Origin of the sequence: Citrobacter sp. RHB35-C17 (assembly GCF_013816795.1) — a bacterium.
Lineage (GTDB): Bacteria > Pseudomonadota > Gammaproteobacteria > Enterobacterales > Enterobacteriaceae > Citrobacter_A > Citrobacter_A amalonaticus.
Window position 1 is genome coordinate 2,056,166 of the sequence record NZ_CP057150.1, and the last position, 15,902, is coordinate 2,072,067.

Genomic DNA, 15,902 nt, shown 5'->3' on the forward strand with positions numbered 1-15,902 from the left:
GGTTGACAGGGGAAAGCGCACGCCAGGAGCAGGACGGGCGGGGGTAAAATCGGCTAAGATAGTTCTTTTCTGATTTTTGAATTTGTCTTAGTGAAGCAATTAATGATGAAACCTCTTCGCCAACAAAATCGCCCGGTTATTAGTTATGTTCCGCGTGTTGAACCTGCACCGCCCGAACATGCAATAAAAATGGACGCGTTTCGTGACGTGTGGATCTTGCGCGGGAAGTATGTCGCGTTTGTCTTAATGGGGGAGTCGTTCCAGCGATCGCCGGCGTTCAGCGAGGCGGAATCTGCCCAGCGCTGGGCAAATCAGATTCGTCAGGAAAACGAAATAGCGGATTAATTCCGGCATAAAAAAACCGCCTCGAAGGGCGGTTTTCTGTTTTGGGGACGTTTAGTGATGCGCCAGTTCGGCGTCGTCTTCACTGTCCAGAATGGTTTTATCGGTTTGCTTCAGCCACTGGCTGGTCAGCGTACCGGCGGTCATTGACCCGCTGACGTTCAGCGCGGTACGGCCCATGTCAATCAGCGGCTCAACGGAGATGAGCAGCGCCACCAGCGTGACAGGCAGCCCCATCGCAGGCAGTACGATCAGCGCGGCGAACGTGGCACCGCCACCGACACCGGCTACCCCGGCAGAGCTGACGGTCACAATGCCGACCAGCGTCGCAATCCAGAGAGGATCCAGCGGGTTAATACCGACCGTCGGCGCCACCATAACGGCCAGCATGGCCGGATACAAACCAGCACAGCCATTCTGGCCAATCGTCGCACCAAAGGAGGCGGCGAAGCTCGCGATAGATTCCGGCACGCCCAGACGACGGGTTTGCGCTTCCACGTTCAGCGGGATAGAGGCGGCGCTGGAACGGCTGGTAAACGCGAAGGTCAGAACCGGCCACACTTTGCGGAAGTACTTGAGCGGGCTCACGCCGTTAACACCCAGCAGTACGCCGTGGACAACGAACATAATGCCGAGACCGAGATACGAGGCAATGACGAAGCTACCCAGCTTAATGATGTCCTGCAGGTTAGAACCCGCTACCACTTTAGTCATCAGCGCCAGAACGCCGTAAGGCGTTAACTGCATGACCAGGCGGACCAGTTTCATCACCCAGCTTTGCAGGGTGTCGATTGCGGTCAGCACACGTTCACCTTTCGGCGCGTCATCTTTGAGCAGTTTCAGCGCGGCGACGCCGAGGAAGGCGGCAAAAATGACCACGCTAATAATGGACGTCGGGTTCGCGCCGGTCAGATCGGCAAACGGGTTTTTCGGTACAAAGGAGAGCACCAACTGCGGGACACTGAGATCGGCCACTTTACCGACATAGTTGGTTTCAATGGCATTCAGTCGCGCCGTTTCGGCACCGCCCTGAACCAGACCTTCAGCGGTCAGGCCAAACAGATTGGTCACCAGCACACCGACCAGTGCGGCAATCAATGTGGTAAACAGCAGGGTCCCGATGGTCAGGAAGCTGATTTTCCCCAACTGTGAGGCGTTATGCAGACGGGCGACCGCGCTCAGAATCGAGGCAAATACCAGCGGCATGACGATCATTTGCAGCAGTTGCACATAGCCGTTACCAACAATGTTGAACCACTGGACGGAATCTTTCAGCACCTGGCTGTCAGAGCCATAGATGGTGTGCAGCGCAAGGCCAAAGACCACACCCATGACCAGACCGACCAGCACTTTCTTTGCCAGACTCCACTGTTTATGACGGGCTTGCGCCAGCACAAACAGCAGAATGACGAACACCACAATGTTCGCGATTAATGGAAAATTCATCCCCGTTCTCCTGATTTTATTATTCGTCCCGCTGTGTCACAGCGATCCTGTTGCCGCAAGGTTAGCAGAACTGTGACCTGGCTCTTATATTCAAATGGAATTGTTTATGCCAAAAATGATAATTTCGCTGCTTTACTGGTCGATTTGATGCTTTATAAAGCGATTGAACTGCCATTGCAGTGTATTAATCATATCGGATGACCAGCGAACTGCACTGTTCTGGGGCAAGGTCTGGGGCATCCATACCGCCCAGGCAAACAGCGCCATGCAGAGAAATCGCTCCAGTTGATTACCTTTCTGCGGGACCAGAATCGGCAGGCGAAAGCGCCAGCGACAGGGCCAGAGCAGGGGGACGCCCGCTGGGGTTAGCATATCGGCGGCGATATGGCTCAGATAGCCTATCACCATACCCTGCAAGGCATCGGCGGGGATAACCCAGCTCTCCGGCACTTTCAGGTAGAAGGTCGCCAGTAGCGCAAAGACGGCCAGCAGACTGTGAGTGAATCCGCGATGGCCGAACGCACGGGCGATCGGTTTCGAAATCCATTTTAGTCGCTGACCGAGAAATGACTTTGGGTGATCAATGTCCGGTAACAGACAGGTCAGAATAGCGGAAGGAACAATATGCCACCAGTCACCCTGTGCGAGCACGGGCGTGAGTTCCGCGTTTTTAGCAAACACCGCGCAGGCAATGGAAAAGAGGAGGTGACCTTCCGCCGTCATGATAAAACCTGATAAACTGTGAATTCGTACAGTATAGGATTTTTATACAGTGGGCGGAAGTGGTGACGTTGTAACTCTTTGTCAATAATGCGCGTTTAACGCGCTAACCAACCGCCATCGACGGCCAGCGTATAACCGTTGATGTAATCTGCTGCCTTCGAGGCGAGGAAAACGACCGGACCCTGCAGATCGTCTGGCGTTCCCCAGCGGCCCGCCGGGATACGATCGACAATCTCTTTATTGCGTTCAGCATCTTCCCGCAGTTGTTGGGTGTTGTTGGTTGCCATGTAACCGGGGGCGATAGCGTTGACGTTAATCTGATGCTGCGCCCACTCATTCGCTAACAGTCGGGTAATGCCCAGAACACCGCTCTTTGAGGCCGTATAGGACGGGACGCGAATACCGCCCTGAAACGACAGCATTGACGCGATGTTGATGATTTTTCCGCCCTGCCCTGGGCGATGAACTGGCGTGCAACGGCCTGGGAGAGAAAGAAGAGCGACTTGAGATTCAGGTTCATCACGTCGTCCCAGTCCTTTTCAGTAAAACTGAGTGCGTCTTCGCGACGAATGGTCCCGGCGTTATTCACCAGAATGTCGATGCGACCGAATTTCTCTACCGCCTGGGCGATAACGTCCGCGATGACTTCCTGTTGGCTTAGATCGGCCTGTATGGCGAAAAAGCGGCGACCCAGCGCTTCAACTTTGGCGGCGGTGTCATGAGGGACTTTGCGGTTCACGCCGATGATATCGCAACCGGCTTGCGCCAGCGCAACCGTCATCCCTTGCCCGAGCCCGGTATCACAACCGGTGACAATGGCGACTTTACCTGTGAGACGAAATGCATCCAGAATCATAATGACCTCGGCTATCCGTTTTTATCTGTTATGTGCCTGAAAGAAGGATAGGAGAGGAACCGAAAGAATACAATAAAAATGAAACGTCGTTTTAATTTTGACTGTTGGCAAGACGGGCAATGTGGCCATTGCCCGATCCCGGTTAGCCAAGTAAATCGGCGATGGTCAGTTCCGTGAGTGTGTTAAGCCTGACGTCGGCGAGGATATAGCGCGGATCGTGTCGCACCTCTTTGTCCGGTACGACGATGGAGCGCATCCGCGCGGCTTTCGATGCCACCATACCGTTGACGGAATCTTCCAGCGCCACACAACATAACGGGTCAACGCCCAGTTTCGCCGCGCAGTCGATGTAAACCTGGGGATGTGGCTTGCTGTAGGGTAGTTTCTCCGCGGAAGCGATAGCATCAAAGCTCTCCCGCAGGTCGAACATCGCCAGTACTTTTTCCAGCATATGCAGAGGGGATGCTGACGCCAGTCCGACTTTCAAACCTTGCGCTTTACACAACGCGACCGCTTCTTTGACGCCCGGTAATAGCGGACGCGTCTCTTCAACCAGCGTGATGGCACGGGTAATGACGCGATCGGTGACCTCCTGGCGGCTCGGCCCGTTCCACGGCTGCTGAGCAAACCAGAGATCGACAACCATATCGATGCGCAGTCCCAGCGTATCCGGGAGTTCGTGACGACGAGTGATATCGACGCCGATGCTGGACAGCACGTCCAGTTCAGCCCGATCCCACAGCGGCTCGGAATCAATCAGCAATCCATCCATATCGAATATGGCCGCAAGAATTTGACGCGGGGTTGACATTACAACCTCTCCTGTTGAGCATTAAATGTAGGGTATTCAGCGTTAGCCGCTATCATAACGTTTTTAAAGATCGGGCGAAAAGGGTTATCAGCAGGTAGACTTAAGCCAAAACGACGCGTCTTCATCAAGGGGAACTCATGACGTATCAACAAGCTGGACGCATTGCAGTGTTAAAAAGGATCTTAGGATGGGTGATATTTATCCCGGCGCTTCTCTCCACGCTGATTTCAGCCCTGAAATTTATGTACGCGCACAGCGAAAAGCAGGAAGGGATTAACGCGGTGATGCTCGATTTTGCCCACGTCATGATCGACATGATGCGAGTGAATACCCCGTTTCTGAACCTCTTCTGGTACAACTCGCCGACGCCGGATTTCCAGAATAGCCTGAACATTCTGTTCTGGCTGATTTTTGCGCTGATTTTTATCGGGCTGGCGATGCAGGATTCCGGCGCGCGCATGAGCCGCCAGGCGCGGTTTTTACGTGAAGGCGTTGAAGACCAGTTGATTCTGGAGAAAGCCAAGGGCAGCGAAGGGTTGTCACGCGAGCAGATCGAGTCACGGATCGTGGTGCCGCATCACACGATTTTTCTGCAGTTTTTCCCGCTCTACATCCTGCCGGTGATTATCATCATTGCCGGCTATGTGTTTTTTTCCCTGCTGGGATTTGTCTGAACAAAAAGGCCGCCATCCGGCGGTCTTTGAGAGTGATGACAAACCTCGTTCCGTTACCGGACAAGCCGAGAGCGCCTGATTATAAACGAGGAAAATCAATTCATTGATTTTCGGCTGATAACCACAAAAAAGGAAAAACCACGTTTTTTCCTTCTTTATTAGCGGTCTGAAAGGCCGCCATCCGGCGGCCAATTGATGTTAACCATGATTACGCCGCGAGTAGTCTGTCCATTGCCTTCTGCGCAATCACCAGGTGCTGGCCGCCAAACAGTCTTGCCCGGTTGAGCAAGGTATACAGTTGATATACCGGTTGCCGGTCGAGAAAATCTAACGGCAGCGGCGACACTGACTGATAACCATCATAAATTTGCGGCGGCTGTTCAGTATGCAGCGGCAACATCGCCAGGTCACACTCTCTGTCTCCCCAGTAACAGGCTGGGTCAAACAGATACGGACCGTCTGGCCCGAGCGCGCAGTTCCCGGACCACAGATCGCCGTGTAATAAAGAAGGTTGTGGCTGGTGGGAGGCGAGACGCTGTTGCACGTGCTCGACGATGGCGTCGATATTACCAAAGGCAATCCCTTTTTCCGCCGCCAGTTCGAGTTGCCAGCCAATGCGCTGTTCGGCGAAGAAGGTAGACCAGCGGCGCTGCCAGGCATTGGGTTGCGGCGTGGTCGAGAGCGCGTTATCGAAGTCCAGCCCAAACTGCGGTTGATCGCTCCATTCATGCAGGTGGGCAAGCTGCTGCCCCAGAATAAACGCACTGTGCGCATCCAGGGGGCGGGGAGGGAGATAATCCATCACCAGAAAGCTGTAATCACGATCCGCACCCACCGCCCACACTTTGGGGACCGTCACCGTATGGCTGCGTGATAACAGTTCTAATTGGTCGGCTTCTGCCGTGAAGCCTGGAAGCAGTTCTCGCTCATCACATTTAACGAAGAAATCGCGTCCCGCATAGCGTAAATGCCACGCGGCATGAATTTCTCCGCCAGGCAGTTCGTTACGCAGTTCGATTTCGCCTTCACCGAGTTGCTCGCTTAAAAGACGACTGATAGCCTGCCACATGATGTCTCTCCCCATGTTGTCTGCCAGATCATAAGGTTAGCGCAAAGATGCGGTTAAAAAACACGAACTAACGCACACCGTGGACGTGTTTTCGTGGTAATGGCATTTATTGTCCGCTGAGATCCCACTCGTCCCAGGTCACCACGCTGACCTCCGGCACTTTATCTAACGCACTTTCAGCCAGTCCCGCGGCCAGAGCTTTGACCTCGTCCGGACTCTGGGCGCTAATCAACCCAAAGGTATTGGTTCCCAGTTCATGCACATTTCCGTCATCATCCGTAAGGGTGAGTAGAAAACCGGCACGGGTAAGATGATTATTCAGTTCATTTATTTCCGTTAAGGAGTCCTCGTGGAACGTGATAGTAACAACATATCGGGTGATTTCCCCACTGGCCATTTGACACCCCTTTGTAATCTCATGAGTTTGTAGCATAGACGGTGAACGCGTAAGCCGACAGGTTTACGCAAAATTCCCCCCTCGAAGAGAGGGGGATTTATTATGGCTGGCTAAGGTAAGCGTAGATTTTATGTGTATCGTCATGGGAGCACAGGCGTGTTCCCTGGTTGAGGGTGGCGGCGCTACCGGCCGCCACGCCGAAGCGCACCATATCGTCAAGCGAGGCGCCTTCAGCCAGTTTGAGGGTCATTGCTCCCACCATACTGTCGCCCGCGCCCACGGTGCTCTGGCTTTTAACCGGCGGCGGCACAACCTGTACGCAGGTTTTACTGTCCACGCCCAGTGCACCCTGAGGACCGAGCGAGACGACGACGCGCTGTGCCTTGCCGCTGCGGACAATTTCCTGCGCCGCGTTGCGCACGTCATCAGGTTGCGTCAGTTCGCGATTAACCAGGGCACTGAGTTCTTTCTGATTGGGTTTAACCAGTTCGATATTGCCAATCGCTAACGCGGCCGTCAGCGCCTCGCCGGAGCTGTCAATGATGCAACGGATCCCCTGTTTCTGCGCGGCGGTAATTAACTGGCTGAGTTTTTCAACGTTAACGCCTGGCGGCAGACTACCGCTGATCACCAGAATGGCACCGGACTCGATCTCCAGAACCTGCTCTTCTATCTGGCGAAACTCATCGTCATTCAGAGCCGCGCCGGGCATCACAAAGCGATACTGTTCTCCGCTGGATTCGACATGAACGTGCAGGTTCTGACGCGTCCAGTCTTTTGCATCAATGGTTGCGACCGGAACGTTTTCGTCAGCGAGCAGGGTCACCAGGTGTTCACCGGTTGCCCCCCCGACGGGGAAAATAGCGGTTGCCGTTCCGCCCAGATGGGCGATGGCGCGAGCGACATTTATGCCACCGCCGCCAGGCTCAAATACCGGGGCAGTACAGCGGAGTTTCCCTTCGGGATAGATTTGCGGAGTGATCGTTGCGCTATCGAGAGAGGGCGCAAGCGTCAACGTATAGATACGTACCATCGTTACCTCCTGTTAGGCTATGTTCAGTCTGGCACCGAATAGCCCTAAAGTGAAGTCATTAACAATATGATTAATTAAAGTTTATTTATTTAATTTACCGTAAGGATATATAAATATTTAATTGTTTTGAGAGCTCTCTTATTCAAAAAATGAAATAAGAATTCATTGCTATGTTATTCGAGCCTTTTTATAATTTGTTACCTTTCCTGGGGCGTTTGTCATTGATCCCTCTGAAAGTTTCCGGGACCGTAATGGTCTCTTTTTTTGTTGTACGGACTCTTTATAAATGAAGCTTTTAAAGACAGTTCCCGCTGCCGTTCTGCTGGCGGGGGGCATGTTTGCGTCGATGTATGCAACTGCCGATGATTCCGTTTTTACTGTCATGGATGACCCCTCAAGTGCGAAGAAACCCTTCGAAGGCAATCTCAATGCCGGTTATCTTGCGCAGTCAGGCAACACGAAAAGTTCTTCTTTGACCGCGGACACGACCATGACCTGGTACGGCCAAACAACGGCCTGGTCACTGTGGGGGAACGCGAGCAACACCTCTTCCAATGATGAACGCTCTTCAGAGAAATATGCGGTTGGCGGTCGTAGTCGTTACAACGTGACCGATTATGACTATCTTTTTGGCCAGGCGAGTTGGCTGACGGACCGTTATAACGGCTACCGTGAGCGCGACGTGTTCACTGCCGGTTATGGTCGCCAGTTCCTTAACGGTCCCGTACACAGTTTCCGTTTTGAATTCGGTCCGGGCGTACGGTACGACGAACATACGGATGGCACGACGGAAACGCAGCCGCTGGGCTATGCCTCTGGCGCGTATGCCTGGCAGATTTCAGACAACACCAAATTTACGCAAGGCGTGTCGGTGTTCGGTGCTGAAGATACGACGCTGAACTCCGAGACGGCGCTGAATGTGGCAATCAATGAGCACTTTGGTTTGAAGGTGGCGTACAACGTGACGTGGAACTCCGAACCGCCGGAAACGGCACCGGAGCATACGGACAGACGTACTACCGTCTCTCTGGGCTACCGGATGTAAACTGAGGCCAGACTGTTCGCCAGTCTGGCTTTTTTATTACGGTGTCTGACGTCGATTTACCCGTCAGCGCTTTTGTCCAGAATGTCCACGCTGCCTGAATCACGACGGCGCAGCGTTTCGCGGCTATCCCCAAATCATTGCCGCCCAGCGTAGCAATAACATTGCGCCACAGATGACGATCAGGACGACCACCATTTTCCAGTGTTTTTTGGCGAAGCGATTTGATGGCATCATTTATATCCTGTCGATTTCAGACGGTTAATCCTAGTGTAACAAAACTGTCAGCCAGTCAGTGAATGGATATTCATTCTGTCTCCAGGACAATCCTTCAGGGCAGGTGAGAGGAGGTGGCGAAAAACGCTTGCTGACGTCATGATCCGGCCCAATATAAAACAGAAGGGTGCATTCTCCCTTTTTTTAGTGTTACCATCGGTCGACCACATTGCCGCGCTTGCGTAGCGAAAGCGGATGTGTACCAGATTGTGCGCCAATTTAGCAATTGTTGGTTAGATGGCTGCACAACTAACTGTAAACAAATAAATTTTCTCTTTGTATGTGATCTTGCGTATGGGTCACCACTGCAAATAAGGACATAACATGCCTGTTATTACTCTTCCTGATGGCAGTCAACGCCATTACGACCACGCTGTAAGCCCTATGGATGTTGCGCTGGACATTGGTCCAGGTCTGGCGAAAGCCACCCTTGCTGGCCGTGTTAATGGCGAGCTGGTTGATGCTTCTGACCTGATCGAAAATGATGCGACGCTCTCTATCATCACCGCAAAAGATGAAGAAGGGCTGGAGATTATTCGTCACTCCTGCGCGCACCTGTTAGGTCATGCGATCAAACAACTTTGGCCGAATACCAAAATGGCTATCGGTCCGGTTGTCGACAACGGCTTCTACTATGACGTAGACCTTGACCGTACGTTGACCCAGGAAGATATCGATGCGCTCGAGAAGCGGATGCACGAGCTCGCTGAGAAAAATTACGACGTCATTAAGAAGAAAGTCAGCTGGCACGAAGCGCGTGAAACCTTCGTGAAGCGTGGCGAGATCTATAAAGTCTCCATTCTTGATGAAAACATTGCCCATGATGACAAACCTGGTTTGTATCATCATGAAGAATATGTCGACATGTGCCGCGGTCCGCACGTGCCGAATATGCGCTTCTGCCATCACTTTAAACTGATGAAAACCGCAGGCGCGTACTGGCGCGGCGACAGCGACAATAAGATGTTGCAGCGTATCTACGGAACGGCCTGGGCAGATAAAAAGGCCCTCAGCGCTTATCTGCAACGTCTGGAAGAAGCGGCAAAACGTGACCACCGTAAAATTGGTAAGCAGCTTGACCTGTATCACATGCAGGAAGAAGCGCCGGGTATGGTGTTCTGGCATAACGACGGCTGGACTATTTTCCGCGAACTGGAAGTCTTTGTGCGTTCCAAGCTCAAAGAGTATCAGTATCAGGAAGTGAAAGGGCCGTTCATGATGGACCGCGTGCTGTGGGAAAAAACCGGGCACTGGGACAACTACAAAGATGCGATGTTCACCACCTCTTCAGAGAACCGTGAATACTGCATCAAGCCGATGAACTGTCCGGGTCACGTACAGATCTTTAATCAGGGCCTGAAATCCTACCGCGACCTGCCGCTGCGTATGGCAGAGTTTGGTAGCTGCCACCGTAACGAGCCGTCAGGCGCGTTGCATGGTCTGATGCGTGTACGCGGCTTCACCCAGGATGATGCGCATATCTTCTGTACTGAAGAGCAAATCCGCGATGAAGTTAACGCCTGCATCCGTATGGTCTACGATATGTACAGCACATTTGGCTTCGAGAAAATCGTTGTCAAACTCTCCACTCGTCCCGAAAAACGTATCGGTAGCGACGAAATGTGGGATCGTGCTGAGGCGGACCTGGCCGTTGCGCTGGAAGAAAACAATATCCCATTTGAATATCAATTGGGTGAAGGCGCCTTCTACGGTCCGAAAATTGAATTTACCCTGTATGACTGCCTCGATCGCGCATGGCAGTGCGGTACAGTACAGCTGGACTTCTCCCTGCCGTCTCGTCTGAGCGCCTCCTATGTGGGCGAAAACAATGAGCGTCAGGTACCGGTAATGATTCACCGCGCAATTCTTGGGTCTATGGAACGTTTTATCGGTATCCTGACTGAAGAGTTCGCTGGCTTCTTCCCGACCTGGCTTGCGCCGGTTCAGGTAGTGGTGATGAACATTACTGATTCACAGTCTGAATACGTTAACGAATTGACGCAGAAACTTCAAAATGCGGGCATTCGTGTAAAAGCAGACTTGAGAAATGAGAAGATAGGCTTTAAAATCCGCGAGCACACTTTACGTCGTGTCCCTTATATGTTGGTCTGTGGTGATAAAGAAGTGGAAGCAGGCAAAGTTGCCGTTCGCACTCGCCGCGGGAAAGACCTGGGCAGCCTTGACGTAAGTGAAGTGATTGAGAAGCTGCAACAAGAGATTCGCAGCCGCAGTCTTCAACAACTGGAGGAATAAGGTATTAAAGGCGGAAAACGAGTTCAAACGGCACGTCCGAATCGTATCAATGGCGAGATTCGCGCCCAGGAAGTTCGCTTAACAGGTCTGGAAGGCGAGCAGCTGGGTATTGTGAGTCTGAGAGAAGCAATCGAAAAAGCTGAAGAGGCTGGAGTAGATTTAGTTGAAATCAGCCCTAACGCCGAACCGCCAGTTTGTCGTATCATGGACTACGGCAAGTTCCTTTATGAAAAGAGTAAGTCTTCTAAGGAACAGAAGAAAAAGCAAAAAGTTATCCAGGTTAAGGAAATTAAATTCCGTCCTGGTACCGACGATGGCGATTATCAGGTAAAACTCCGCAGCCTGATTCGCTTTCTGGAAGATGGCGATAAGGCCAAGATCACACTGCGTTTCCGCGGTCGTGAGATGGCCCACCAACAGATTGGTATGGAAGTGCTGACGCGCGTTCGTGACGATCTGAGTGAACTGGCAGTAGTCGAATCCTTCCCAACGAAGATCGAAGGCCGCCAGATGATCATGGTGCTCGCTCCCAAGAAGAAACAGTAGGCCTTCAAGTAGTATTTCCTGTGGAGCCTTTGGGCTTCACAGGTTTTGCTCGCCTGGGTTTCATTTATTAACAATGCGAAGTGGAAGTTATTAAAATGCCAAAAATTAAGACCGTACGCGGTGCTGCTAAGCGCTTCAAAAAAACCGGTGGTGGTGGATTTAAGCGTAAGCACGCAAACCTGCGTCATATTCTGACCAAAAAATCAACTAAGCGTAAACGTCACCTGCGTCCAAAAGGCCTTGTTTCTAAAGGCGATCTGGGTCTGGTTATCGCGTGCCTGCCGTACGCATAAGCCGTTAACGTTTTTTTAAATTTTTAATGCCCAACCGATTTCACTGTGGTGAAAGGGGGGCAAATCAGAATAGATACAGGAGAGCACTATGGCTCGCGTAAAACGTGGTGTAATTGCACGCGCACGTCACAAGAAAATTTTGAAACAAGCCAAAGGTTACTACGGTGCGCGTTCTCGCGTATACCGCGTTGCCTTCCAGGCCGTCATCAAAGCAGGTCAGTATGCTTACCGTGACCGTCGTCAACGTAAGCGTCAGTTCCGTCAACTGTGGATTGCGCGTATCAACGCAGCAGCACGTCAGAACGGTATTTCTTACAGCAAATTCATCAACGGCCTGAAAAAAGCCTCTGTTGAAATCGACCGTAAGATCCTGGCTGACATCGCCGTATTCGACAAAGTAGCGTTCACCGCTCTGGTCGAAAAAGCGAAAGCAGCTCTGGCATAAGCCAGTGAAAAGAGGGAGCCTGGCTCCCTCTCTTTTATTTGTTGTTCCGTCAATAAGTTGACAATTGATCCGTAACCCTTTTCAATAAAGGTTCTCCGGTTTTTACCACACAAGGTAACGCAAGCATGAATGCTGCTATTTTCCGCTTCTTTTTTTACTTTAGCACCTGACTTCAGGAGGCTAGCGCGTGAAAGAAGAAACGAAAAACAGCGCAAAAAAGCCTCCTGATGGAGGCTTTTTTTGTGCCCGAAATCGAGAGATTACGTTCAACGAACCGGTGTCTTCACCGACACAATGAGGAAAACCATGTCACATCTCGCAGAACTGGTAGCCAGTGCGAAGGCGGCCATTAACCAGGCGTCAGATGTTGCCGCGTTAGACAATGTGCGCGTCGAATATTTGGGCAAAAAAGGGCACCTGACCCTTCAGATGACGACGCTGCGCGAGCTGCCAGCTGAAGAACGTCCTGCCGCCGGTGCGGTGATTAACGAAGCGAAAGAGCAGGTACAGCAGGCACTCAACGCGCGTAAGGCAGATCTGGAAAACGCCGCGCTGAATGCGCGTCTGGCAGCGGAAACCATCGACGTTTCTTTGCCGGGGCGTCGCATTGAAAATGGCGGTCTGCATCCGGTCACCCGTACCATCGATCGCATTGAAAGCTTCTTTGGCGAGCTTGGCTTTACCGTGGCGACCGGCCCGGAAATCGAAGATGACTACCACAACTTCGATGCGCTGAATATTCCTGGTCACCACCCGGCTCGCGCCGATCACGACACCTTCTGGTTTGATGCAACGCGTCTGCTGCGTACCCAGACATCCGGCGTACAGATCCGTACCATGAAAGATCAGCAGCCGCCGATTCGCATTATCGCGCCGGGTCGCGTGTATCGTAACGACTACGATCAGACGCACACCCCGATGTTCCATCAGATGGAAGGCCTGATTGTGGATACCAACATCAGCTTTACCAATCTGAAAGGGACGCTGCATGACTTCCTGCGTAACTTCTTTGAAGAAGATTTGCAGATTCGTTTCCGTCCTTCCTATTTCCCGTTTACTGAGCCGTCTGCCGAAGTGGACGTGATGGGTAAAAACGGTAAATGGCTGGAAGTGCTGGGCTGCGGCATGGTGCATCCGAACGTTCTGCGTAACGTTGGTATCGACCCGGAAATCTACTCAGGTTTCGCATTTGGGATGGGGATGGAGCGTCTAACCATGTTGCGTTACGGTGTGACTGACCTGCGAGCGTTCTTCGAAAACGATCTGCGTTTCCTCAAACAGTTTAAATAAAGGCAGGATAAAACAATGAAATTCAGTGAACTGTGGTTACGCGAGTGGGTTAACCCGGCTATCGATAGCGACGCGCTGTCGAATCAAATCACCATGGCAGGCCTGGAAGTTGACGGTGTTGAAGCGGTTGCCGGTGCATTTAATGGCGTCGTCGTGGGTGAAGTGGTTGAATGCGGCCAGCATCCGAATGCGGACAAACTGCGCGTGACGAAAGTGAATGTCGGTGGTGAGCGTCTGCTGGACATCGTCTGCGGCGCGCCAAACTGCCGTCAGGGGCTGAAAGTGGCGGTTGCCACCATCGGTGCCGTTCTGCCGGGCGATTTCAAAATTAAAGCCGCTAAGCTGCGTGGCGAGCCGTCTGAAGGCATGCTGTGCTCCTTCTCCGAGCTGGGGATTTCCGACGATCACAGCGGCATTATTGAACTGCCGGCCGATGCGCCGATCGGTACCGACATCCGCGAATACCTGAAGCTTGATGACAACACCATTGAGATCAGCGTGACCCCTAACCGTGCTGACTGCTTAGGCATCATCGGTGTCGCCCGTGACGTGGCTGTGCTGAACAAAGCGCCGCTGGTTGAGCCGGAAATCACGCCGGTAGCAGCAACCATCACTGATGTTCTGCCGATTACCGTAGACGCCACCGACGCCTGCCCGCGCTATCTGGGTCGCGTCGTCAAAGGCATCAATGTGAAAGCGCCAACCCCGCTGTGGATGAAAGAAAAACTGCGCCGTTGCGGTATCCGCTCCATTGATGCCGTGGTTGACGTGACCAACTATGTATTGCTTGAGCTGGGTCAGCCGATGCACGCCTTTGATAAAGACCGCATTGAAGGCGGGATTGTCGTGCGCATGGCGAAAGAGGGCGAAACGCTGGTACTGCTTGATGGCACAGAAGCAAAGCTTAACGCTGATACGTTGGTGATTGCCGATCATCATAAAGCGCTGGCGATGGGCGGTATCTTCGGTGGTGAGCATTCTGGCGTGAATGATGAAACGCAAAATGTGCTGCTGGAATGCGCTTTCTTCAGCCCACTGTCAATTACCGGTCGCGCACGTCGTCATGGTCTGCATACCGATGCGTCTCACCGTTATGAGCGCGGTGTGGATCCGGCTCTGCAGTACAAAGCGATGGAACGTGCTACCCGTTTGCTGATTGACATCTGCGGCGGCGAAGCTGGTCCGATCATTGATGTGACGGATGAAACCACGCTGCCGAAGCGCGCGACCATTACGCTGCGTCGCAGCAAGCTGGATCGTCTGATTGGCCATCACATTGCCGATGCACAGGTCAGCGATATCCTGCGCCGTTTGGGCTGTGAAGTGACCGAAGGTCAAGGCGAGTGGCAAGCCGTTGCGCCAAGTTGGCGCTTCGACATGGAAATTGAAGAAGACCTGGTTGAAGAAGTCGCCCGCGTGTATGGCTACGACAACATCCCTGATGAACCGATCCAGGCGGGTCTGATTATGGGGACGCACCGTGAAGCGAATTTGTCGCTGAAGCGTGTGAAAACGCTATTGAATGACAAAGGCTACCAGGAAGTCATTACTTACAGCTTTGTTGACCCGAAAGTGCAGCAGTTGCTCCATCCGGGTGAAGAGGCGCTGCTGCTGCCAAGCCCGATCTCCAGTGAAATGTCGGCAATGCGTCTGTCGTTGTGGACGGGGTTACTGGCAACGGTGGTCTATAACCAGAATCGTCAACAGAACCGCGTACGTATTTTTGAAAGTGGGCTGCGTTTTGTACCGGATACCCAGGCCAATCTGGGCATTCGTCAGGATCTGATGCTGGCGGGGGTTATTTGCGGTAACCGCTATGATGAGCACTGGGATCTGGCAAAAGAGACCGTTGATTTCTATGATTTGAAGGGCGATCTGGAAGCGGTGTTGGATCTGACCGGTAAACTCGGTGACATTCAGTTCAGAGCAGAAGCCAATCCGGCACTGCATCCGGGACAGTCAGCCGCGATTTATCTGAAAGGTGAACGCATTGGTTTCATTGGTGTTGTTCATCCTGAGCTGGAACGTAAGCTGGATCTCAATGGCCGTACTCTGGTGTTCGAACTGGAGTGGAACAAGCTCGCAGACCGCGTGGTGCCTCAGGCGCGCGAGATTTCACGCTTCCCGGCGAACCGTCGCGACATCGCTGTGGTCGTCGCCGAAAACGTTCCCGCTGCTGATATTTTATCCGAGTGTAAGAAAGTTGGCGTAAATCAGGTAGTTGGCGTAAACTTATTTGACGTGTACCGTGGTAAGGGTGTTGCGGAGGGGTATAAGAGCCTCGCCATTAGCCTGATCCTTCAGGATACCAGCCGTACACTCGAAGAAGAGGAGATTGCCGCTACCGTCGCCAAATGTGTAGAGGCATTAAAAGAGCGATTCCAGGCATCATTGAGGGATTGAACC

At 52.5% G+C, this 15,902-nt stretch carries 17 protein-coding genes, 1 pseudogene and 1 other annotated feature; of the genes and pseudogenes, 10 read left to right on the top strand and 8 right to left on the bottom strand.

Features of this window, described 5'->3' with window-relative positions:
• The first annotated feature begins 102 nt into the window (after positions 1-102).
• A complete protein-coding gene (cedA, locus tag HVZ37_RS09720; RefSeq protein WP_043000886.1) occupies positions 103-345 on the top strand; it encodes a cell division activator CedA in 243 nt (80 codons plus the stop codon).
• A 51-nt stretch (positions 346-396) separates the two neighbouring features.
• Here the strand turns inward: cedA and tcyP are convergent, their stop codons facing one another.
• The 4 genes and pseudogenes from tcyP to hxpB all read right to left on the bottom strand — a co-directional run bounded on the left by tcyP (position 397) and on the right by hxpB (position 4,178).
• Entirely contained in the window at positions 397-1,788 is a 1,392-nt protein-coding gene (tcyP, locus tag HVZ37_RS09725; protein ID WP_054176635.1) for a cystine/sulfocysteine:cation symporter, read from the bottom strand.
• 132 nt (positions 1,789-1,920) lie between these two features.
• Entirely contained in the window at positions 1,921-2,511 is a 591-nt protein-coding gene (locus tag HVZ37_RS09730; RefSeq protein WP_043000884.1) for a metal-dependent hydrolase, read from the bottom strand.
• A 95-nt stretch (positions 2,512-2,606) separates the two neighbouring features.
• Positions 2,607-3,367, bottom strand: a pseudogene (gene kduD, locus HVZ37_RS09735) (2-dehydro-3-deoxy-D-gluconate 5-dehydrogenase KduD).
• Between the two features lie 142 nt (positions 3,368-3,509).
• Complete coding sequence (hxpB, locus tag HVZ37_RS09740) at positions 3,510-4,178, bottom strand: hexitol phosphatase HxpB (protein ID WP_043000882.1); 669 nt, start codon at positions 4,176-4,178, stop codon at positions 3,510-3,512.
• 137 nt (positions 4,179-4,315) lie between these two features.
• Between hxpB and HVZ37_RS09745 the strand changes: the two genes are divergently transcribed.
• Complete coding sequence (locus HVZ37_RS09745; RefSeq protein WP_043000881.1) at positions 4,316-4,852, top strand: YniB family protein; 537 nt, start codon at positions 4,316-4,318, stop codon at positions 4,850-4,852.
• A 208-nt stretch (positions 4,853-5,060) separates the two neighbouring features.
• Here the strand turns inward: HVZ37_RS09745 and HVZ37_RS09750 are convergent, their stop codons facing one another.
• From HVZ37_RS09750 to pfkB, 3 genes are all read right to left on the bottom strand, one after another.
• Complete coding sequence (locus HVZ37_RS09750; RefSeq protein WP_043000880.1) at positions 5,061-5,921, bottom strand: fructosamine kinase family protein; 861 nt, start codon at positions 5,919-5,921, stop codon at positions 5,061-5,063.
• A gap of 106 nt (positions 5,922-6,027) precedes the next feature.
• Complete coding sequence (gene ghoS / locus HVZ37_RS09755) at positions 6,028-6,318, bottom strand: type V toxin-antitoxin system endoribonuclease antitoxin GhoS (protein ID WP_044327536.1); 291 nt, start codon at positions 6,316-6,318, stop codon at positions 6,028-6,030.
• A 100-nt stretch (positions 6,319-6,418) separates the two neighbouring features.
• Positions 6,419-7,351: a 6-phosphofructokinase II gene (pfkB, locus tag HVZ37_RS09760; RefSeq protein ID WP_044254802.1), complete on the bottom strand. Its 933-nt coding sequence runs from the start codon at positions 7,349-7,351 to the stop codon at positions 6,419-6,421.
• 286 nt (positions 7,352-7,637) lie between these two features.
• Between pfkB and HVZ37_RS09765 the strand changes: the two genes are divergently transcribed.
• Positions 7,638-8,396, top strand: a complete 759-nt coding sequence (locus tag HVZ37_RS09765) for a YdiY family protein (protein WP_043000877.1) — start codon at positions 7,638-7,640, stop codon at positions 8,394-8,396.
• Positions 8,397-8,519: 123 nt separating this feature from the next.
• Here the strand turns inward: HVZ37_RS09765 and yniD are convergent, their stop codons facing one another.
• Positions 8,520-8,627, bottom strand: a complete 108-nt coding sequence (gene yniD / locus HVZ37_RS09770; RefSeq protein WP_086512613.1) for a small membrane protein YniD — start codon at positions 8,625-8,627, stop codon at positions 8,520-8,522.
• Positions 8,628-8,993: 366 nt separating this feature from the next.
• Here yniD and thrS point away from each other — a divergent pair, with 366 nt between their 5' ends.
• The 7 genes from thrS (at position 8,994) to pheT (ending at position 15,899) form a co-directional block, all read left to right on the top strand.
• Positions 8,994-10,922, top strand: coding sequence for a threonine--tRNA ligase (gene thrS / locus HVZ37_RS09775; protein ID WP_043000876.1), 1,929 nt, complete (start codon positions 8,994-8,996; stop codon positions 10,920-10,922).
• Between the two features lie 3 nt (positions 10,923-10,925).
• On the top strand, positions 10,926-11,468 hold the full coding sequence (gene infC, locus HVZ37_RS09780) for a translation initiation factor IF-3 (RefSeq protein WP_043000875.1): 543 nt from the start codon (positions 10,926-10,928) through the stop codon (positions 11,466-11,468).
• A gap of 95 nt (positions 11,469-11,563) precedes the next feature.
• Complete coding sequence (gene rpmI / locus HVZ37_RS09785) at positions 11,564-11,761, top strand: 50S ribosomal protein L35 (protein ID WP_003030583.1); 198 nt, start codon at positions 11,564-11,566, stop codon at positions 11,759-11,761.
• A gap of 88 nt (positions 11,762-11,849) precedes the next feature.
• The gene (gene rplT, locus HVZ37_RS09790; RefSeq protein WP_000124850.1) at positions 11,850-12,206 is read left to right on the top strand and encodes a 50S ribosomal protein L20; all 357 of its coding nucleotides are present in this window, start codon (positions 11,850-11,852) and stop codon (positions 12,204-12,206) included.
• A 120-nt stretch (positions 12,207-12,326) separates the two neighbouring features.
• Positions 12,327-12,450: a sequence feature (Phe leader region), on the top strand.
• A complete protein-coding gene (gene pheM, locus HVZ37_RS09795) occupies positions 12,332-12,376 on the top strand; it encodes a pheST operon leader peptide PheM (RefSeq protein WP_001386830.1) in 45 nt (14 codons plus the stop codon). It overlaps the preceding feature by 45 nt.
• 62 nt (positions 12,451-12,512) lie before the next feature.
• The gene (gene pheS / locus HVZ37_RS09800) at positions 12,513-13,496 is read left to right on the top strand and encodes a phenylalanine--tRNA ligase subunit alpha (RefSeq protein WP_044265459.1); all 984 of its coding nucleotides are present in this window, start codon (positions 12,513-12,515) and stop codon (positions 13,494-13,496) included.
• 15 nt (positions 13,497-13,511) lie between these two features.
• Positions 13,512-15,899, top strand: coding sequence for a phenylalanine--tRNA ligase subunit beta (pheT, locus tag HVZ37_RS09805; protein ID WP_044254795.1), 2,388 nt, complete (start codon positions 13,512-13,514; stop codon positions 15,897-15,899).
• Positions 15,900-15,902: the final 3 nt, after the last annotated feature.